Source organism: Sporosarcina highlanderae (genome assembly GCF_030433715.1).
Lineage (GTDB): Bacteria > Bacillota > Bacilli > Bacillales_A > Planococcaceae > Sporosarcina > Sporosarcina highlanderae.
In genome coordinates this window covers 190,616-208,255 of record NZ_JAROCC010000003.1, presented here as the reverse complement: position 1 = coordinate 208,255, position 17,640 = coordinate 190,616, and the positions used below count along the sequence as shown (strand labels likewise).

23 protein-coding genes and 1 pseudogene are annotated in these 17,640 nt (G+C 39.5%); 8 read left to right on the top strand and 16 right to left on the bottom strand.

What is annotated here, in order from left to right; all coding sequences use genetic code 11:
- The first annotated feature begins 21 nt into the window (after window positions 1-21).
- On the top strand, window positions 22-966 hold the full coding sequence (locus tag P5G49_RS05620; protein WP_301242500.1) for a metal ABC transporter solute-binding protein, Zn/Mn family: 945 nt from the start codon (window positions 22-24) through the stop codon (window positions 964-966).
- Window positions 967-1,018: 52 nt separating this feature from the next.
- Here the strand turns inward: P5G49_RS05620 and P5G49_RS05615 are convergent, their stop codons facing one another.
- Entirely contained in the window at window positions 1,019-1,396 is a 378-nt protein-coding gene (locus tag P5G49_RS05615) for a nucleotide excision repair endonuclease (RefSeq protein WP_301242499.1), read from the bottom strand.
- A gap of 141 nt (window positions 1,397-1,537) precedes the next feature.
- Here P5G49_RS05615 and P5G49_RS05610 point away from each other — a divergent pair, with 141 nt between their 5' ends.
- On the top strand, window positions 1,538-2,155 hold the full coding sequence (locus P5G49_RS05610) for a DUF3298 and DUF4163 domain-containing protein (protein WP_301242498.1): 618 nt from the start codon (window positions 1,538-1,540) through the stop codon (window positions 2,153-2,155).
- Between the two features lie 26 nt (window positions 2,156-2,181).
- Here P5G49_RS05610 and P5G49_RS05605 read toward each other — a convergent pair whose 3' ends face one another.
- Together P5G49_RS05605 and P5G49_RS05600 are read right to left on the bottom strand one after the other, a co-directional pair.
- Window positions 2,182-2,763, bottom strand: coding sequence for a hypothetical protein (locus P5G49_RS05605; protein WP_301242497.1), 582 nt, complete (start codon window positions 2,761-2,763; stop codon window positions 2,182-2,184).
- Window positions 2,764-2,822: 59 nt separating this feature from the next.
- Window positions 2,823-3,497: an SOS response-associated peptidase gene (locus P5G49_RS05600; protein ID WP_301242496.1), complete on the bottom strand. Its 675-nt coding sequence runs from the start codon at window positions 3,495-3,497 to the stop codon at window positions 2,823-2,825.
- 91 nt (window positions 3,498-3,588) lie between these two features.
- Between P5G49_RS05600 and P5G49_RS05595 the strand changes: the two are divergent.
- Together P5G49_RS05595 and P5G49_RS17550 are read left to right on the top strand one after the other, a co-directional pair.
- A pseudogene (locus tag P5G49_RS05595) lies at window positions 3,589-4,296 on the top strand (metallophosphoesterase family protein); the annotation flags it as partial.
- A complete protein-coding gene (locus P5G49_RS17550) occupies window positions 4,276-4,752 on the top strand; it encodes a protein-tyrosine phosphatase family protein (protein ID WP_435877191.1) in 477 nt (158 codons plus the stop codon). The pseudogene P5G49_RS05595 and the gene P5G49_RS17550, both read left to right, overlap by 21 nt.
- A gap of 53 nt (window positions 4,753-4,805) precedes the next feature.
- Here the strand turns inward: P5G49_RS17550 and P5G49_RS05585 are convergent, their stop codons facing one another.
- Entirely contained in the window at window positions 4,806-5,978 is a 1,173-nt protein-coding gene (locus P5G49_RS05585) for an MFS transporter (protein ID WP_363322160.1), read from the bottom strand.
- A gap of 149 nt (window positions 5,979-6,127) precedes the next feature.
- The gene (locus tag P5G49_RS05580; RefSeq protein WP_301242494.1) at window positions 6,128-7,345 is read right to left on the bottom strand and encodes an MFS transporter; all 1,218 of its coding nucleotides are present in this window, start codon (window positions 7,343-7,345) and stop codon (window positions 6,128-6,130) included.
- A gap of 163 nt (window positions 7,346-7,508) precedes the next feature.
- Here P5G49_RS05580 and P5G49_RS05575 point away from each other — a divergent pair, with 163 nt between their 5' ends.
- Complete coding sequence (locus P5G49_RS05575; RefSeq protein ID WP_301242493.1) at window positions 7,509-7,883, top strand: hypothetical protein; 375 nt, start codon at window positions 7,509-7,511, stop codon at window positions 7,881-7,883.
- A gap of 52 nt (window positions 7,884-7,935) precedes the next feature.
- Here the strand turns inward: P5G49_RS05575 and P5G49_RS05570 are convergent, their stop codons facing one another.
- The 7 genes from P5G49_RS05570 to P5G49_RS05540 form a co-directional block, all read right to left on the bottom strand.
- Window positions 7,936-9,144, bottom strand: a complete 1,209-nt coding sequence (locus P5G49_RS05570) for a dicarboxylate/amino acid:cation symporter (RefSeq protein WP_301242492.1) — start codon at window positions 9,142-9,144, stop codon at window positions 7,936-7,938.
- A 152-nt stretch (window positions 9,145-9,296) separates the two neighbouring features.
- Window positions 9,297-9,602 (bottom strand): magnetosome magnetite crystal formation protein family, encoded by a 306-nt coding sequence (locus tag P5G49_RS05565; RefSeq protein WP_301242491.1) that lies wholly within the window; start codon window positions 9,600-9,602, stop codon window positions 9,297-9,299.
- Between the two features lie 66 nt (window positions 9,603-9,668).
- Window positions 9,669-10,898, bottom strand: coding sequence for a beta-N-acetylhexosaminidase (gene nagZ / locus P5G49_RS05560; protein WP_301242490.1), 1,230 nt, complete (start codon window positions 10,896-10,898; stop codon window positions 9,669-9,671).
- Window positions 10,899-10,914: 16 nt separating this feature from the next.
- Entirely contained in the window at window positions 10,915-11,304 is a 390-nt protein-coding gene (locus P5G49_RS05555; protein ID WP_301242489.1) for a DnaJ family domain-containing protein, read from the bottom strand.
- Window positions 11,305-11,322: 18 nt separating this feature from the next.
- Window positions 11,323-11,562, bottom strand: coding sequence for a hypothetical protein (locus P5G49_RS05550; RefSeq protein ID WP_301242488.1), 240 nt, complete (start codon window positions 11,560-11,562; stop codon window positions 11,323-11,325).
- Between the two features lie 48 nt (window positions 11,563-11,610).
- Window positions 11,611-11,841, bottom strand: a complete 231-nt coding sequence (locus tag P5G49_RS05545) for a hypothetical protein (protein ID WP_283732523.1) — start codon at window positions 11,839-11,841, stop codon at window positions 11,611-11,613.
- 88 nt (window positions 11,842-11,929) lie between these two features.
- Window positions 11,930-12,409 carry a PaaI family thioesterase gene (locus P5G49_RS05540; RefSeq protein WP_301242487.1) on the bottom strand — a complete coding sequence of 160 codons (480 nt, stop codon included), beginning with the start codon at window positions 12,407-12,409 and terminating at the stop codon, window positions 11,930-11,932.
- A 157-nt stretch (window positions 12,410-12,566) separates the two neighbouring features.
- Between P5G49_RS05540 and P5G49_RS05535 the strand changes: the two genes are divergently transcribed.
- Entirely contained in the window at window positions 12,567-13,007 is a 441-nt protein-coding gene (locus tag P5G49_RS05535) for a hypothetical protein (protein ID WP_301242486.1), read from the top strand.
- An 81-nt stretch (window positions 13,008-13,088) separates the two neighbouring features.
- On the opposite strand, the gene P5G49_RS05530 is transcribed toward P5G49_RS05535, so the two are convergent.
- From P5G49_RS05530 to P5G49_RS05515, 4 genes are read right to left on the bottom strand one after another with little or no spacing between them, the layout of a single operon-like run.
- Window positions 13,089-13,538: an NUDIX hydrolase gene (locus P5G49_RS05530; RefSeq protein WP_301242485.1), complete on the bottom strand. Its 450-nt coding sequence runs from the start codon at window positions 13,536-13,538 to the stop codon at window positions 13,089-13,091.
- A gap of 29 nt (window positions 13,539-13,567) precedes the next feature.
- The gene (locus P5G49_RS05525) at window positions 13,568-14,371 is read right to left on the bottom strand and encodes a class I SAM-dependent methyltransferase (protein WP_301242484.1); all 804 of its coding nucleotides are present in this window, start codon (window positions 14,369-14,371) and stop codon (window positions 13,568-13,570) included.
- A complete protein-coding gene (locus P5G49_RS05520; protein ID WP_301242483.1) occupies window positions 14,372-14,824 on the bottom strand; it encodes an NUDIX hydrolase in 453 nt (150 codons plus the stop codon).
- On the bottom strand, window positions 14,821-15,237 hold the full coding sequence (locus P5G49_RS05515) for an NUDIX domain-containing protein (RefSeq protein WP_301242482.1): 417 nt from the start codon (window positions 15,235-15,237) through the stop codon (window positions 14,821-14,823). Before P5G49_RS05515 ends, P5G49_RS05520 begins: the two co-directional genes overlap by 4 nt.
- A 61-nt stretch (window positions 15,238-15,298) precedes the next feature.
- Here P5G49_RS05515 and P5G49_RS05510 point away from each other — a divergent pair, with 61 nt between their 5' ends.
- Window positions 15,299-15,601: a hypothetical protein gene (locus tag P5G49_RS05510; RefSeq protein ID WP_301242481.1), complete on the top strand. Its 303-nt coding sequence runs from the start codon at window positions 15,299-15,301 to the stop codon at window positions 15,599-15,601.
- Window positions 15,602-15,699: 98 nt separating this feature from the next.
- A complete protein-coding gene (gene pepF / locus P5G49_RS05505) occupies window positions 15,700-17,520 on the top strand; it encodes an oligoendopeptidase F (protein WP_301242480.1) in 1,821 nt (606 codons plus the stop codon).
- The last annotated feature ends 120 nt before the right edge of the window (window positions 17,521-17,640 follow it).

Sequence of the window (17,640 nt, the reverse complement as noted above, 5' to 3'; positions counted from 1 at the left end):
AAGAACAGGAGTTATGCTGAAATGAAAAAAATAATGACATGGATAGGTTTATCTCTATCCGCTGTCCTTCTTCTTGCAGCTTGTGGAAGGGATGACAATGAAAGCGCGACACCTGAAGGCGATAGGCCACTGAAAGTCGTCACATCGTTTACGATTATCGCTGATATGGCTAATGAAATTGGTGGTGATTTGGTCGAAGTGCACAACCTTGTACCGACTGGAACAGATCCACATGAATATGAGCCATTGCCAAATGATATTAAAGCTGCAACGGATGCAGATGTTCTTTTCTATAATGGTCTCAATCTTGAGGGTGGGAAAAAAGGTTGGTTCTTTAAGATGATTGATACAGTGAACCAGAAAGAAGAGAATGTATTCAGTTTGACTGAACGGGTAGAACCGATGTATTTGACAGGTTCAGATGGCCGTGATGAGGAGATCAACCCACACGCATTCATAGATCCGGCTGTTGGTGTGAAGATGGCGGAAGATCTGCGTGATATACTCGTGAAAAAACATCCTTCAAAAAGTGATGAAATCCAAAAACGTGGTGATGCATATGTGCAGCGTCTGAAAGAAATAGATAAAGAGTACCAAGAGCGATTCAATGATATCCCTGAGGAAAAACGGATTTTGGTTACAAGCGAGAGAGCTTTCCAATATATGGCATACCATTACGGTTTAAAGGAAGCATATATTTGGGAAATTGATACGGAAGAGAATGGTTCTCCAACCCAAATCAAAAAATTGGTTGAGTTCATCAAAACTCATGAAGTCCAAGTTCTGTTTATCGAATCCAATGTAGACCCACGCCCAATGGAAACGGTCGCCAATGAGACCGGTGTGCGTATTGCAAAAAAGAAAATCTACTCGGATGAAATCGGTAAACCTGGGGATGAAGTCGATACGTATGTTAAGTATTTGAAATACAATATTGACTTGATACATGAAGAACTTAGTGAATGATAAAAAACCGCATTCAAGCCAAATTAAGGCTTGAATGCGGTTTTTTCATTGGTTAGTCTTGGTAGAATACTTTTTCAGTATTGTACTTGGCGCGCATTGTGTTGATGATGTATGTTTCATAAATTTCACGTTTCATAGGATCCTCGACAATGATCACAGAAATTTTATTAATTTCATTTCGGTGATTTTTTAGTGGAGAGGTGTTGTCTTCAAGGTGTTTTTTCACTCGTTGACGCAGCTTACGCGCTTTGCCAGCCAAAAGCAATTCATCCTTTTTATTGTAAAATAGGATAAGACCGCCTTTATCACGCGGTATTTCATGGATATCGATGAAGCCATTGATTGGCTTGATTGGTGCTTCATCACCAGTTATTTTTTGTTCACGCTGGATAATTGTAACATCCGGGTTTGGTATTGTAATTGAGATCAATTTACACTCACGTCCTCTTCTTTTGTGAAGTTTTATCCTACCACAAAATTAGGCGGATTGCGAAAAGTAATACCTATAGTGATCTTCCTATACATCCATCTCATATACTATATAACTACCCAGATGGAAGGAAGTTATATTTTGGAAGACTTGCCGTTACTAATTCAAACGAAAAAATTGCCCAACACTTCTTCAAAAGTCCAGGTGTTTTATCCCGTTATAACGGATATGGAAGATGCGATAATACAACGGAAACTTAATCATACAATTATCCATACATTAAACGAAATGCTTGTTGATCAAGATTTCTATAATAAAGACCTTGTGGAAATGATTGCTAACTTTGAAATAAAAACGAATGAACGTGGGGTTCTTAGCTTAATACTTATCGTCTATTCATTTACCGGCGGAGCACATGGGATGACTTTCACGAGAGCATTGACGTTTGATACGAGAACTGGCAAACAATACGAATTGGAAGAGCTCTTCAAAGAAAATAGTGACTATGTGAAAAAGATATCTGATATTATCCGTGTGGATATAAAGAAGTGGAATATTGATTTGTTAGAACCGCCTTTTAAGGGTATCCGTAAAGATCAGGATTTCTATATTGCCGATACATCCATCGTAATCTTTTTCCAGCTCTACGAAATCACTCCATACTATTGGGGATTCCCATACTTTCCGATTCCACTATTAGATTTAAGAGATAGTATAAAGCCGAATTCTCCATTAGATCGGATGATGGCTTTTACTTAAATATAAAAAAACGCGTGCAGTGGAATTTAACCGCGCGCGTTTTTTTGTGCTTTTTTATATCTGAAGCCATAGAAGATGGCGACCAACCCTAAAACGAATAATGCAAACGTCCACCAGGGAAGGGCAGCTTCATCATCGTCTTGGCTTTCTTCCGGACTGGTAACTTCCTGGCCTTCACCCAATGCGTTCAAGTCTGCTGTTGCATTGGTAAGCTCCGTTGTCCTGTGGCAAATCGTTGTGGATAAAGAATAATTATTCTCCTCATACATACTACTTACTGACGCATAGACAAGGTATTTTTGTCCCTTTACGAAAGAAAATCCACAGTCCCCATCACTCTGTCCGGTAGATATCACGATTTCAGATTCATCTATTCCCTTCCATGCTTTATCCACTTTAAATTGTACTTTTTTACCAATAAAGCCACCAAACAATTTCCGTTTCTCTTCTATCTCCACTACTTCGCCAGTAAACACTGCATTCGCCTTCTCAAGTGCATCTTCCGGTGGCGGCGGCGCAATGCATGAGCAGGCTGAAGCGTCTAACGGTTTCCACCATATAAACAACATGAATAATAAGCCAAACGACAGTACATATCTCACCCTCACTCCAACCCCTCCCCTTTAAGGAGTAGACGTTGAAATTAGAATTTCGTTACAATTTTCAATCAACAAACCGGAAGAATTAGAGATTCCTCATTATTTTTAGGTGAGTTGACTGCTGAAGAGACGATGTATGCATCCATTTGGTCTTTATCAAATGGTTTCAGCAAATTACCAAGCGATTGAACATCCGTATTTTTCGGGTCCAACCAAATTCCCTCATCCTCTTTATTCAAAATAACAGGCATCCGATTGTGAATCGGTTTCACCAACTCATTTGGCTCGGTAGTAATCGCAGTGCAAGTATGGATGAGTTTACCGTCCGGTGATTTCCAAGTTTCCCAAAGGCCGGCGATTGCAAAAAGTTCATCGGTTTTCAACTTGATACGCATCGGCACCTTCTCACCATCTTTTCTTTGCCATTCATAAAATGAATCTGCTGGAATGATACAACGCTGCTTACTGAAGGCTTTTCGATAGCTTGTTTTTTCTGCTACTGTCTCCGCCCTTGCGTTGATCATTTTGTATCCGATCTTTTCATCTTTCGCCCATGGCGGAATGAGCCCCCATCGTAAATGCCCCATACGATTTTTTTCTCCATCATTTATGATCGCTACAACCTGTTGAGACGGGGCAATATTATAACTTGGCATATAATCGCTTTCTTCAAAAGCGGCTTCAATACGAAAACGGTCCATGATTTCATAATATGGAGCAAATAGTGTAAAACGACCGCACATTGGCATCTTCCCTTTCTTTTGAGACTATTTTGTTAATCGTATCACGAAAATACGTTAGAATCATATTAGGGGTTATGAAAGGATGATTTAGTTGAAAAGAACTTTGATCATAAGTGATATACACGGAGAACTGAATTTATTTGAAAAACTATTGGAAACTGTAAACTACGACCCAGATAAAGATCAACTAATCCTCTTAGGTGACTATATCGATCGCGGGGCTGATTCCAAAGGAGTTCTTGAAAAAGTGATTCAGTTAAAGGAAGCTGGTGCAATCGTATTAAAAGGCAATCATGAGGATATGATGGTTAAAGCAATGTTGACGGATGAAGAGAGAGCATGGAAAAACTGGACGAACCGCAACGGCGGAAGCCAGACATTACAAAGCTATGGATTTTCGGAAGAACAATTTATCATTAAAGAAGATGAGCCGTTTGTAAAACCAACTATTCACTCAGAAAAGTTGGATGAACATCTGCATTTCATTCAAAGTCTGGATTATTATGTTGAAACTGACGATGTGATTTTCGTTCATGCTGGCGTTCATCCCGAAAAAACCGTTCAAGAATCTGACCCTTATGAACTGATATGGATTAGAGATATTTTCCATAATGGATATTGCGGGGAGAAAACCGTCATTTTCGGCCATACCCCGACGAAGAATTTACATAAGGACAAGCAGGACTACTCTGTATACTTCGGTGGAAACAGGATAATTGGTATTGATGGAGCGGCTGTCTATGGAGGACAATTGAATTGCCTGGAACTACCAAGTAAAATGGTGTATTCTGTAGAATCCGATAAGATGAAAGAAATGAAAGAGGAGAAATTGATGACAAACAAACGATATAAGGCATTGGTGACAGACCGAATCTTTTTCGGAGGGGTCGATGCGATTGAAGAAGTAACGGAAAATGAAAAAATTGATGTGATTTACGATTTACGTGCGAATGTAAACGGCGAATTGCCAAGTGATATTAGTATTCATCAGCCTTTATTGGATGATGCCGAAACACAAGACGATTCCATTCGTCAGGCTGTAAATAAAGTGATAGAAGCTTATAAGGAAGGTAAAAACATCTATTTTCATTGCAATACTGGCAGGGGACGAGGCGGAACACTTGCCGCAGCAACATTGCTTGAGTTAGGAAAAGCGGAAAACATTGCAGAGGCCGAAATGATGACAATGGCAATCCGACCGGAAACGGATATAAAACCTCCTTTTAAAGAAGCCTTAAAAAGAATATACAAGTGAATTAATGAAAGCCGGATTCCATAAGAATCCGGCTTTTCATATACCAAAAACAATCAATTTAGACGCTTTTTGCGTACAATTACTCCGTATAAGGCAAGTACTGCCAAAACAAGTATACCTGATAGCAAATAAACATTCTGATATCCAAATTTGGAAGCAATCATTCCAAGGATAAATGAACCGATTGCTAATCCCGTATCAAACAGAGTGAAAAATGTCGCTGTAGCATATCCGCTCCTTTGATGGGACGTGGACTGGACGGCAAGTGTTTGTAAACTTGGTACAAGCGCTCCATAACCAAGGCCGATAAAAGCTCCAGCAAGAAGAAATAATCCCGCGGAATTCATAAAACTTAAAATGAGCAAGCCTAAGAAAAATAAAATGAATCCCGGAACTAATATAAATGCCGGACCCTTTTCATCAAAAACCTTTCCTGTAAATGGGCGTGTAATAAGCATGACGATGGCAAACACAGCAAAGAAAATGCTCGCAAGTGAAAGCAACCCTTTCTCCTGTGCATAAATCGAAAGATACGAAAGTACGCTTGCATACGAAAATGCGATAAGACTTGCCACTATTGCAATAGGCAATGCTTTCTTTTCAAATAAATCATTCCATGTAAAACGTTTCGATTTAAAGCTTGGCCCACCTACACCTTCTAACTTCATGTCTGGGATAAGCAGCGCAATAATCGCACCAAAAATCATTAGGATAGACATCGTGATAAACAAAGCGTTATACGTGAATGTTTGAATGATAAATAATGCGATAAAAGGACCGACCACGACTGCCAAATTAGTCGACATAACAAAATACCCAAGACCTGCTCCACGCCTTGTCACTGGAACGATATCCGCCGCAAGAGACCCTGCCGCCGTTGTAACGATACTGAACCAAACACCTTGGAAGAAGCGCAACGCAAGTAAACCTTCAAACGGGGTGATGAAGTAGTAGAGGACAGTACAAATGAGGTAGAAGAACAAGCTAATCCAAAGCATCCTTCGTTTCCCAACTAAATCGAGCAACTTTCCAGTAAATGGGCGAACAATGATAGCGGACAATAAGAAGATTGTCATCAAGAGGCCCGCCTCTTCATCTGTTCGACTTAGTGCGTCTTTAGCATAGAGCGGTAACGTAGATACCAAACCGTAAAACACAACGAATACGGATAGATTCGTTAAAAATAAGCTGATAAATGATTTTGTCCAAATCGGTTCTTTATTCAATGAATGACTCCCCTTCTTTATCAATTTCAATGATCTGAACATCGTTTAACTAATTTATTATACTTCGTGTGCCGAAATATGTAAAGATACTATTTTAGAATAGGAAAATGAAAAACCGCAACCGTCAATGTGAACGGTGCGGTTTTGTATTAATTTGCAGATGCTGTTATCTTTTGATCCTTCGGCAATGCAAGTCCTGCCAAGCCAATGAAAGGTAAGAAGGAAGCTATTACCATCGTCGGGAATATACCGATGCCATCCATTAATGCACCGATTACAACTGCCCCAATGGCCCCCATCCCGAATGCTAAGCCTACAGTTAGGCCAGCCATCGTGCCTATTTTACTTGGCACAAGCTCTTGTGCATAAATGACTGTAACAGAAAAGCTGAGCATGATGAAGAATCCAATCAATGCCAACAATACCCCAACCGCCCAAAGTGGCATATGCGGAAGCAGTAAACAAAGTGGCACTGGGACTAATAGAGACAGTACAATGACATTTTTTCTCCCAATTCTATCCGCCATCGGCCCTCCAAAAAATGTCCCAGCAGCACCCAATGCCATGAATAGGAAGATGTATAACTGTCCCTGTTCGATGTTCAATCCATATTCATCCATCAAATAAAAAACGTAGAAGCTCGTTACATTCGTAGTATAAAATGATCTGGCAAAAATTATGATCAGCAATAACGTCAGAGCAATGCCAATTTGTTTTTTCGTCAAATCACCGATTGAAGACAATATTACTTTTTTACGGTTGTTTTGCTTCTCCAATTCCAACTGTTGTTTATACCAAGCAGAAATTCTCGATAAGATAATTATTCCGAGTGCCGCTACCACGATGAAAACCGCTGCGCCTTTCTGACCAAGAGGTACAAGGATAAATGCGCTGATCAAAGGAGCTAAGGCTTGTCCTGAATTTCCGCCGACTTGATAAATCGATTGCGACAGCCCTCTTTTGTTACCTGCCGCAAGGAAAGATACACGAGAACCTTCGGGATGGAAGACTGCTGAGCCGAGTCCCAATATAATGACCGATAGTAATATCAACCAATAACTTGGTGCAATGGCCAAACCAGCCATACCGATCAGGGAAAATGTCATTCCTATTGGAAGTGCATAGGGCATCGGTTTCCTGTCACTAAAATAGCCGACAACCGGTTGTAGGACTGAAGCTACCATGTTCAATGCAAAGAAAATGAAGCCAAGTTGGGTGAAAGTCAGTCCCCTTTCTTTCTCCAAAACCGGAAACATAGCCGGAATAACAGCCTGAAGCGTATCATTCAACAAATGGCATGCCCCGATTGCAAACATGATCGGATAAACTGGGTTTGCGAGATTTTGTGTCTGTTTCGATGAAGTCATATGTATCCCTGCTTTTTCTATAAAATTCGACAATATGTATAGTATACAGCAACAATTTTCCTTCGCGAGTACTATTTTCACTTATTTGATTTTATTCATCGTTTTAAGAAATGGGATTTCCGGGTAGATTGAGCGTAAAGTATTCGAAAGGATTGACGTCAATATGTCACTCTTTGGCAATGTATCTTTGATGGTTTTATTTCCTTCTGCACTTTTATTGTTGACGTTAGAAATTGTATTAGGCTCATACAAAGCACTTTACCCCAAGTGGACAACCAAGCTTGCTATTAGTAATTTGGTGCTAAATATATTATGGATGTTGCTAATAGTCATCTTACTCCTAAATCCCAATGTGATTCAGCCATATCTTGCTGAATCTTTGGCGAAGGTTTTTCAAAAATCACCCGAAGATATTACTACCCAAGTTTCTCTATTAATTATGGGCGTGGGACTTGCTTCAATCGCAACAACAATTATTGACTCGTTCATTGGTTTCAAAAATTTGAGGACGGAAAAAATAAAGCAGTTTTTTAAATGACATAAGAAAAAGGGATTGGATTCATGAAAAGAATCCAATCCCTTTTAGCTGATTATTCCACTCTCCCCTTTTCCGTTCCGGCTACAACAACCGCTGCGGAAGCATCTCCAACAACGTTGACCGATGTCCTCATCATATCTAAAACTCGGTCAATTCCTGCAATGAGTGCAATCCCCTCAAGCGGCATGTTCACAGATGTTAACACCATGGCTAACATGATCATCCCAGCGCCAGGAACTCCCGCTGTTCCAATCGATGCTAAAATTGTTATTAGAACAACCGTTAGCAATTGCATGAACGAGAGTTCCAAGCTATAAAATTGTGCTATGAAAATAACAGCAACCCCTTGATAAATCGCAGTTCCATCCATATTAACGGTTGCACCTAACGGGAGGACAAAGCTTGATATCTTATTAGGGACGCCTAAATTTTCATTTGTATTTTTAATCGTTACGGGCAATGTTCCAGAGCTACTGCACGTACTGAACGCGACAAGTGCAGCAGGGGAAATCCCTTTGAAAAAGGTTTTAGGGTTCATACCTGCAAATGATTTTACTGCTGTCGAATATACGATGACAGCATGTAGGATACATGCGATGTAGACTGCCAAAATTACTTTGACGAGCGGCAACAACACGGATAATCCATATTGTCCGATAACAGGTGCGAGTAGACCTAAAATACCAATTGGCGCCACTTTCATAACAATTCCCGTTATCTTGTACATGATTTCCGCAAATCCTTCGAAGAAATTGTAGACCGGACGTGCTTTCTCACCAACAATCGTTATGGCAAGGCCGATGAATAAAGCAAAGAAGATGATTTGTAAAACGTTACCAGATGATAATGCCGTAAATGGATTTTCAGGTACGATGTTCAAAATCGTTGTAATTGCACTTTGCGGCTCTTTAGTTGCAGCTTCAGGTGCCACTAAGCCCTCGGAAGAAATGGATACACCTTTCCCTGGTGAAATGATAAATGCAACAGTCAGCCCGATAACAATTGCAATTGCAGTCGTTACCAAGTAATAGGAGACTGTTTTAAATCCGATTCTACCTAACTGTTTTGGATTGGAGGTACCCGCTACACCAACAACCAATGTCGATAAGATGAGTGGAGCAATGATGAATTTAATAAGCCTTAAAAACAAATCCCCAAACGGTTTCAGAAAATCGATGGAGCTTCCGAACACACTTCCCAAAATGATTGCTAAAACAAAGGCGATGAAAATCTGCGTGACAAGATTAAACTTAAACTTCATTCTTCTCCCCTTTCTATTTATTACTCCAAACCACATGAAAAACTGCTTATACCAACATATACAATTCAAGGTGATAACATGAATAAATAACCGATATATTTAATATCCACATAAAAAACCCCTTCTCACTTTGTAAGAAGGGGCTGTACCAATCAAATCCATCTGCCAACAATCGGGTAATTGTATGTTTCGCCACCAAGGGCTTTTACAATACCTATAATAGGAACGATAATCGTCATTAAGATAAAAACAATTAACATTGGAATACCAATAATTAAAATGATTAATATTGCCGATATGAATATTAATGCACCCATCACCAATTGGAATAATAATGCTTGGATGGACAATCTTTTTATCTCCGTATCGTCAATAACTAAATAAAGAATGAAAGGAACTAAAAAAGGGGCGAAAAATGCGCTTGCGTGTACCAACACTTTTAAGCCAGTTTTTTCCATGATTGAAACCTCCTTTTATCTGTTTCTATCTTATTTTACGGATAAGTGTACAGGAAGTTTCGTTTTTCAACTCATTAATTCATCATATTTTTGATTGAGTTTTTTTACGTCAATCTCTTCATTAACTTTATCTTCCAATTGATAACGTTCCTTCAGCTCTAAAATACGCTTCACGCTTTCATCGAGCCTCCTCATCGAAATAACCCCTGACTCCACAGCTGTTCGCAAGGCATCGAACGTATCAATCTGGTTTTGATAATCCCCCGCAACTAAAAGCAAATCACTTCCAGCCAAAAAGGCTTGAAGGGCCGCTTCCGGAACCGAATATTCATTGACGATTGCGCCCATTGTTAAATCATCGGTAATGACAATTCCGTCATAATGCATTTCCTTCCGCAAGAGATCGGTAATGATCTTCTTTGACAATGAAGAGGGATACTCTTTATCCAGTTCAGGAAACAGTATATGGGCTACCATAATCATATCCGCATATTCATCGATTGCCCGCTGAAAAGGAACTAATTCAGTTTCTCGAAGCTCCTTTAGGCTTTTATGAATAACAGGCAAAGATTTATGGGAGTCTACATGCGTGTCACCGTGCCCTGGGAAGTGCTTAACAACGGAAATGATGCCATTATCAGTCATTCCTTTCATGACTGACATGCCTAAAGATGCGACTTCAGAAGGATTTGAAGAGAAGGAACGGTCTCCAATTACCGGGTTTTTAGGATTGCTATTTACATCCAATACAGGTGCAAAGTTCATATTATACCCCAATGAATGTAGTACGTCCGCAAGATAAGTCCCTGTTTCATACGCAAATTCCTTATTCTTTTGCCCGATCGATGCGGCTGAAGGTAACTTCTTCATTCCCTTAGGTAAACGGGAAACCCGCCCCCCCTCCTCATCAACCGAGAGTAATAAAGGGACTTTATTGCCTGCGTTCGCCTTCTTGCTATCATTCAATATTTCGACGATGCCATCTGCTGTAGAAATGTTTTTGCCTAATAAAATGATTCCACCTACGTGTTTACGACGGATTAGACTATCGATATCATTGTTATATGATTTCCCTTCCATTCCAACGACTATTAGTTGTCCTATTTTCTCATCGACGGACATTTTATCCATCAATAAATCAGTTTGAGAAAATTCAACTTTCGACGGTTCAACTATTGAATGTCTTTCTCTGAAAACAAGGTTATGTTGATAATCATTTTTGGCATTTTGTTGAGAACAACCTGAACTAAATAGAAAAAGGGAAAAGACGATTATATAGACTACATGCCTCATCATCGTCATTCCCTCCTTGTTAGTTCCAAATTTCCTTCGCTCGATCCAGTGTATCTATTGAAATACGCCCTTTTAACATCAGGGGCGGGCAATGTTTATTATGTTCCGCGATTTTTTCATTCACCTTGGCAATTCGTTTTTCCAGTTCAGCCGGTTTTTCACGTGCAATAACCTCATCGATAGCATACACCATATCACGGATTTCATGCTGTAATTTCAACCAATGCGGTTTATAGCCTGCGTCTTTCGCAATCCTTTGAAAATGTTGGAAGGTGTCACCTGAAAAATATTCCTTAGGCAATGGTTTTCCGAAGCCTTTCAGATTTTCCATACCGACTTCGTCCGTTTTCTTTTTCAACATATCACCAATCAAATCGTTATAAGGAGGCATAGAATTATTATCTGACATACTTACCCCACACTTTCATCAGATTTTCATGATTTCATTTTTACCAGATGTGTAATCAAGTTTCATCTGTTCCAATTCAAGTTTCATTTTTTCTGTCTCAATGATGAAATTCTGCTGCTTTATTTTCTCCAATTCAATCTCTTCACGAACCATTTCCGCTTTGAACTTCATCGTTTTCCGCTTGTAATCCGTGATGATCGCAGTGATTGGAACACACATGACAATCCCAACAATTAAAATACCTGTAATGTAACCCATTCCTATACTTCCCTGCCCTTCCCTAAGCTTTCACACCTATTTCAATTATTAAGCTTTCATGACATCATTTTTGTCAGATGTATAATCAAGTTTCATCTGTTCCAATTCAAGTTTCATTTTTTCCGTCTCAATAATGAAATTCTGCTGTTTCAATTTCTCCAGTTCAAGCTCTTCCCGAACCAACTCAGTTTTGTATCTTAATGTCTTCTCCCGATGTTCAGTTATGATTGCTACTATTGGAACACACATTACGACCGCTACTATCCAGAATCCGATCATCGTTTTCCACCTTCCCTTTCATCTTTCAGTCCATCGCAGCTCCCATACCTACTAATACGGAATTACTTTCTAAAGGTTTCGTCTATAATTACTTTGTTATAAATGTCGATGGCATGACAACTCCAACAACTTCACCAGTAGCGCATAGAACGTCTCCAGCAAATACTTCCACATTCACTTTCCATTTCTTTGGGTGAATCTCTTCTACAGTTCCTACAGCCTTCAACACGATTCCTTGTGGCGTTGGCTTCAAATAATTCACATTCAAGGAAGCGGTTACAAAACGTGGAACTTCAGCCCCGTCCTTAGGTTCATGTCCATTCTTACGGTGTAAAGCCAATGCACAAGATCCTGTTCCATGACAATCGACTAAAGATGCAATAACTCCTCCATATACGAACCCGGGTATGGCTGTATGCTTTTCAGAAGGCTCATAATATGTAACTGTTTTTTCTCCTTCCCAACCAGTACGGAAATGGTGACCGTCCTCATTTAGGCGTCCACATCCATAACACCAAGCAAAATCATCAGCATACCCGTCCTGAATTGCGTCAACAATTTTAGTCATCTTACTCATCCTCCATCTATTCTTTAAAGTTAGAATACTATTATAACATTAAATTCTCCATTATTAATTTTTCTTTCATCCGGAACATAACATGAGTACTATTCCACATGAGCGACGCCAGCGTATACTATACAAACAATGACAGGAGGAATTGAATATGAAGATGCGAGCTGTCTTGCTCATTGCGCTATTAATCGGAGGAACATATGCAATGTTAGAGTCCATAAACGATTATAATGAGAAAACTTTTAATGAATTATTTGAATCCATGAATACTGAATTCGATTCGCTCACTTTTAATAAACCAGCCATGAACGGAAACCCTGCTGAAACTTGGAAAATAAATGATGAAGTCGAAGTGGATGAGTTGCTTCAGTTCTTGCAAAACTATAGTGTGAAAAAAATCAAACCTAATGAGGTTAATCCATACGATAATATTGATGAGCTTTCAATTAGCTTAAAAGATTCAGAGGGGAATAGTCTTACAATTATGGTTGCAGAAAATCTAATTATCCAAAATTCAAACCTTTATTATGAAATTATCGATGGCCCGCTTGATGTAAACTGGATTGTACGTTTTATTGTCAGCAATAAATGATGTGAGCCTCACGCGATAAGCCAAGCGGAATAACAGTCTGCGCGACTTATCGCATTGGCTACAACTAAGTTGCATCCAACACTATTGGTTTGAAACGTATTGAAGTATCATCGATTTAATCATCGGATTAACATCTTCGGGCAGTTTCTGCAGGTTAAAGAAACCGACATCCACTGTCTCAACACCATCAGCCTTTAACTCACCGCCACGAATATCGTTAGATACAAACACGAGAGTAACTGAATAGTACTCATGCCCATTTTTCAATATCGTATGTGTATGTGCGCCAGAGATGACAGTTACAAGATCCAACTTTCCAATTTCAATTCCCGTCTCTTCAAGCACTTCCCTTCGGCCTGTTTCTTCGGCAGATTCACCAAGTTCCATGAATCCTCCAGGTATCCCCCAACGTCCGTCTAAGTTTCGCTGTAAAAGGATTTCCCCTGTTTCATTGAACACACCTACTCCAACTCCGGTAAGCATTATCGGACGATTCCCGACCACTTCTCTTAGATCCTCAATATAACCCATTATTAAATCCCCCTATTTTCCCTTTGATTTCAAACTTCACTTAACGATGAACAAATCGTAAATGTCCCTGGAAGTCGATTTGAAATCCCCTCAGGTGAACCATCAGGAAATGCCCACTGAATCCCTTTATCCTCTTGCATTTTTCTTATGATCAAACCTGCGCTGATCAAGGCATTTATTACTTCTGAAATCGTCCAATGCTTAATGACGTTTTTATATAAATCCCCCCGCTTTTCCTCTGTTAACAAAGTTGAATAAGCAACATCAACCTCAATACACTCTTCACTAAAATAGTCACCATCAAATTCTACCTCCCCATCCACAAAGCCAAGCACTTTTGAAACGAATGGGTGATAATCTCTTACAATAAATAAACCGTCTTCTTTCAAATGGTTCGAAACCATTCGGAATAAGGGAATTAAATCTATAAAATAATGGAGTACTCCCATCTCAAGGATAACAATATCGAATGATGAAAGTTCCTCCGATTGTATATCAAGAACATCTTTAACGATGTAATTAATGGAAACACCTGCGGCTTCGGCCAACTCGAAAGCATATCTTTTATTTTCTACAGATATATCTACAACTGTGACATCGGCTCCAAGAAGTGCAAAACAGACGGCTTTATTCCCTTTTGAGCCAAGCAAATTTAGAATCCTCTTTCCATCTACATCTCCGACTCTTTCCAAATAATAGCTCACTTTTTTTATTGGATCAGCCTTTAATTCTTCTGCATACTGTTTGGGAGTACCATGGCGAGATACCCATGCCTTATATGCATTTTGGCTCCAGCCAATTCTATTTCTCTCACTCATCTCCCTTTGGTTCAATCAATTCCCTCCTTCTAACTTACACACCAAACTATCAGGATATAGTATTTTTACTCCGTCAATAAAATCTGCTAAGTTAACCCAATTCGCAAATGACGATTGCCCACCTTCTAAAATCTCAAATTTCTCTTTGGCGTAATTTTCCTTCTCTGAAAACTCAACTCCATATACCTGCAATATTTCATGACCTCTTTGTTCATTTATAGAAAAGATATTTTCAATGCATCCCATATAATTCTTAATTTCCACTTTTACTTGAAGTTCTTCTTCAAATTCCCTTAAAAGTGCATCCTCTGATTTTTCGCCGAATTCAATCGAGCCGCCAATCGGCCGATAATATGTTCCAAATCCTTTAGAATGTACTCCTGAGAATTCTTCGACTAATAGTCGATTACCGGATTGCAAAACACCAATTACTTTGGCTCTTGGATATCTTCCACCAGCATTATTCAAACCTGAACTACCTGATAGACGTATGGTATCGATGCTTCAAGAAGCCTCCCAATCCCGCCTTCATAATAAGGCAACTCCTCATTTGCTTCCTCGATATCCATCCACTGTACATCCAAAATCCCATCTTTATCTTGAATGGCAACTTCCCCACCAATTACTTCCGTACTAAATGTAAAAAATAAAACATGATTATTTTCCTTTTGCCTAAATGTCTCGTTCACAGCAAGCAGCTTCCCAATTTCAACCGTCAGACCTGTTTCCTCCCAAACTTCACGGATTGCCGCTTGTTCCAAAGTTTCCCCTCTCTCAACTCCCCCTCCCGGCAACGTCCAATTATTATATTTCTTATTCTTCACCATAAGAACTTTTCCATTTTTTAAAATGACAGCATACACAACATCCACACGATTCATTAGTCATCTCCCCCATTTCGTTTATACTTAGAATAATAGCTTATCAATGGAGGTCGAAACAATGGAATTCAAAAATATCAGTGAACAAGTTATACAGAAATACAGAGAAGACGAAACACTCATGATCCGCTTATTCGTTCAGTGGTGCAAAAACTACGAACTTGATCCAAACGCACTTTACAAAAAAGCATATCCATATCAACTGGAAAATGAAGCATTAAAGAATGTCATCGAATCCGATGATGGTTTTGACGAATTTCATATAGACAACGAAACAATGCTTGATGTCCTTCAACTCTTCGGCAATGAAGATTTGGCTTTTGTAGTCGCGGATGAAATTCAACTTTTACAAAGGAAAAAATAAATTTACTAAAATACCTATTCATTTTTTTTACTTTTCTATTAGTTTGCTATATACTATAATTAGTTCGACTACCGTAATAAAAAAGGGAGAGATGATGAATGGTTAAAAGTTTACCACCACGTTCTGAAGTAAAAATCGAAGAAACATGGAATTTGGAAGACCTCTTTAAAACCGAGGACGACTACAATGCTGCACTCGTCCAACTTGAAAGTGAAGTCACTTCCTTCGAAGAACGTTTCAAAGGCAAAATGACTGATGAAACAGCAGTTCTTGAAGCGTTAGATGGCTACGCATCCATCATGGGCAAAATGACACCGATTGGCACATATCAAAGCCTATCACTTAGCGTGGATCAAACAAACGACGAAGCTCAAATGCGATCAAGCAAATACAGCTCCATCTCTTCAAAGCTTGGAAGCAAACTTTCATTCTTCACAAGTGAGCTTTCCGAAGTGTCCAGTGAAATCCTTGAAAAAGCAATGAACCAATCCGACGATTACAAAAATTATCTTGAGGAATTGATTCGCCAAAAGCCTCATAAGTTGCACCCAGAAGTGGAAAAGACATTAGCTGCATTCTCTTCCGTTTTGAACGCGCCATACGGCATTTACAATACGACGAAATTAGTCGATATGAAATTCGACAATTTCGAAGTAAACGGGGAAGAATTCCCTCTAAGCTATACGACTTTTGAAGGCGGCTGGGAATCCGAAGTTGACACAGAAAAAAGAAGAGCTGCATATGACGCATTCCATGCCAAATTAAGAGATTATCAGCATACAACTGCAAAAGCATATGACACGCATTTGCAAAAGGAGAAAACAACTTCAGACTTAAGAGGACATGACAATGTTTTCGATTATCTTCTGTTCAACCAAGAAGTTGACCGTTCCATGTATGACCGTCAGATCGATTTAATCATGGAAGGTCTTGCACCGCATATGCGCAAATATGCAAAACTTCTTCAAAAGGTTCATGGATTGGACGAAATGACGTTCTCCGATTTGAAGATTCCTTTGGATCCAAATTACGAGCCAAAGATCACAATTGAAGAATCCAAGAAATACATCGATGATGCCCTAACAATCATGGGTGAGGATTATTTGAATATGGTTGATCGTTCGTATAAGGAGCGCTGGACAGACTTTGCACAGAACGTCGGAAAATCGACTGGAGCATTCTGTTCAAGCCCATATGGCGTGCATCCTTATATCTTGATATCTTGGACAGGCAGCATGGAAGATGTCTTCGTCTTAGCGCATGAATTAGGTCATGCAGGACACTTCTATAACGCGCACCAGCACCAAAATATTTTCAATTCACGTCCTTCAATGTATTTCATTGAAGCGCCGTCGACGATGAATGAAATGCTTGTAGCGAATCACCTGCTTTCCAATTCGGATGATCCGAAGTTCAAGCGTTGGGTGATTTCTTCCATCGTTGCTCGTACGTACTACCACAACTTCGTTACACATTTACTCGAAGCTGCTTACCAACGTAAAGTTTATGAGCGCATCGATGCAGGCGGCAGCGTGAATGCCAATGTATTGAATAGCTTGAAGCGGGGCGTATTGGAAGAGTTCTGGGGAGAAGACGTGAAAATCAATGAAGGTGCAGAGTTGACTTGGATGCGCCAGCCTCACTACTACATGGGCTTGTATCCATACACATACAGCGCTGGTTTGACGATTTCTACACAAGTATCAAAGCGTATCCTTTCTGAAGGCCAACCTGCTGTTGATGATTGGTTGAAAGTACTTCAAGCAGGTGGAACTAAATCTCCTGCTGAACTTTCGAAAATGGCAGGCGTTGATATTACAACAGAACAGCCATTAAAAGATACAATCGCCTATATCGGTGAATTGATCGATGAACTTGTTGAATTGACTGATGAGATCGAAGCAGCACAAGTGAACTAATTAGTTTAGAAGAAGCTGTCCCTTCCTCTTTAGGGACAGCTTTTTCATTGATTCATTGTCATTCATGCTTTCATCCTTTATGATTAATACATATAATACTCTTTTGAAATGAGGGATTTT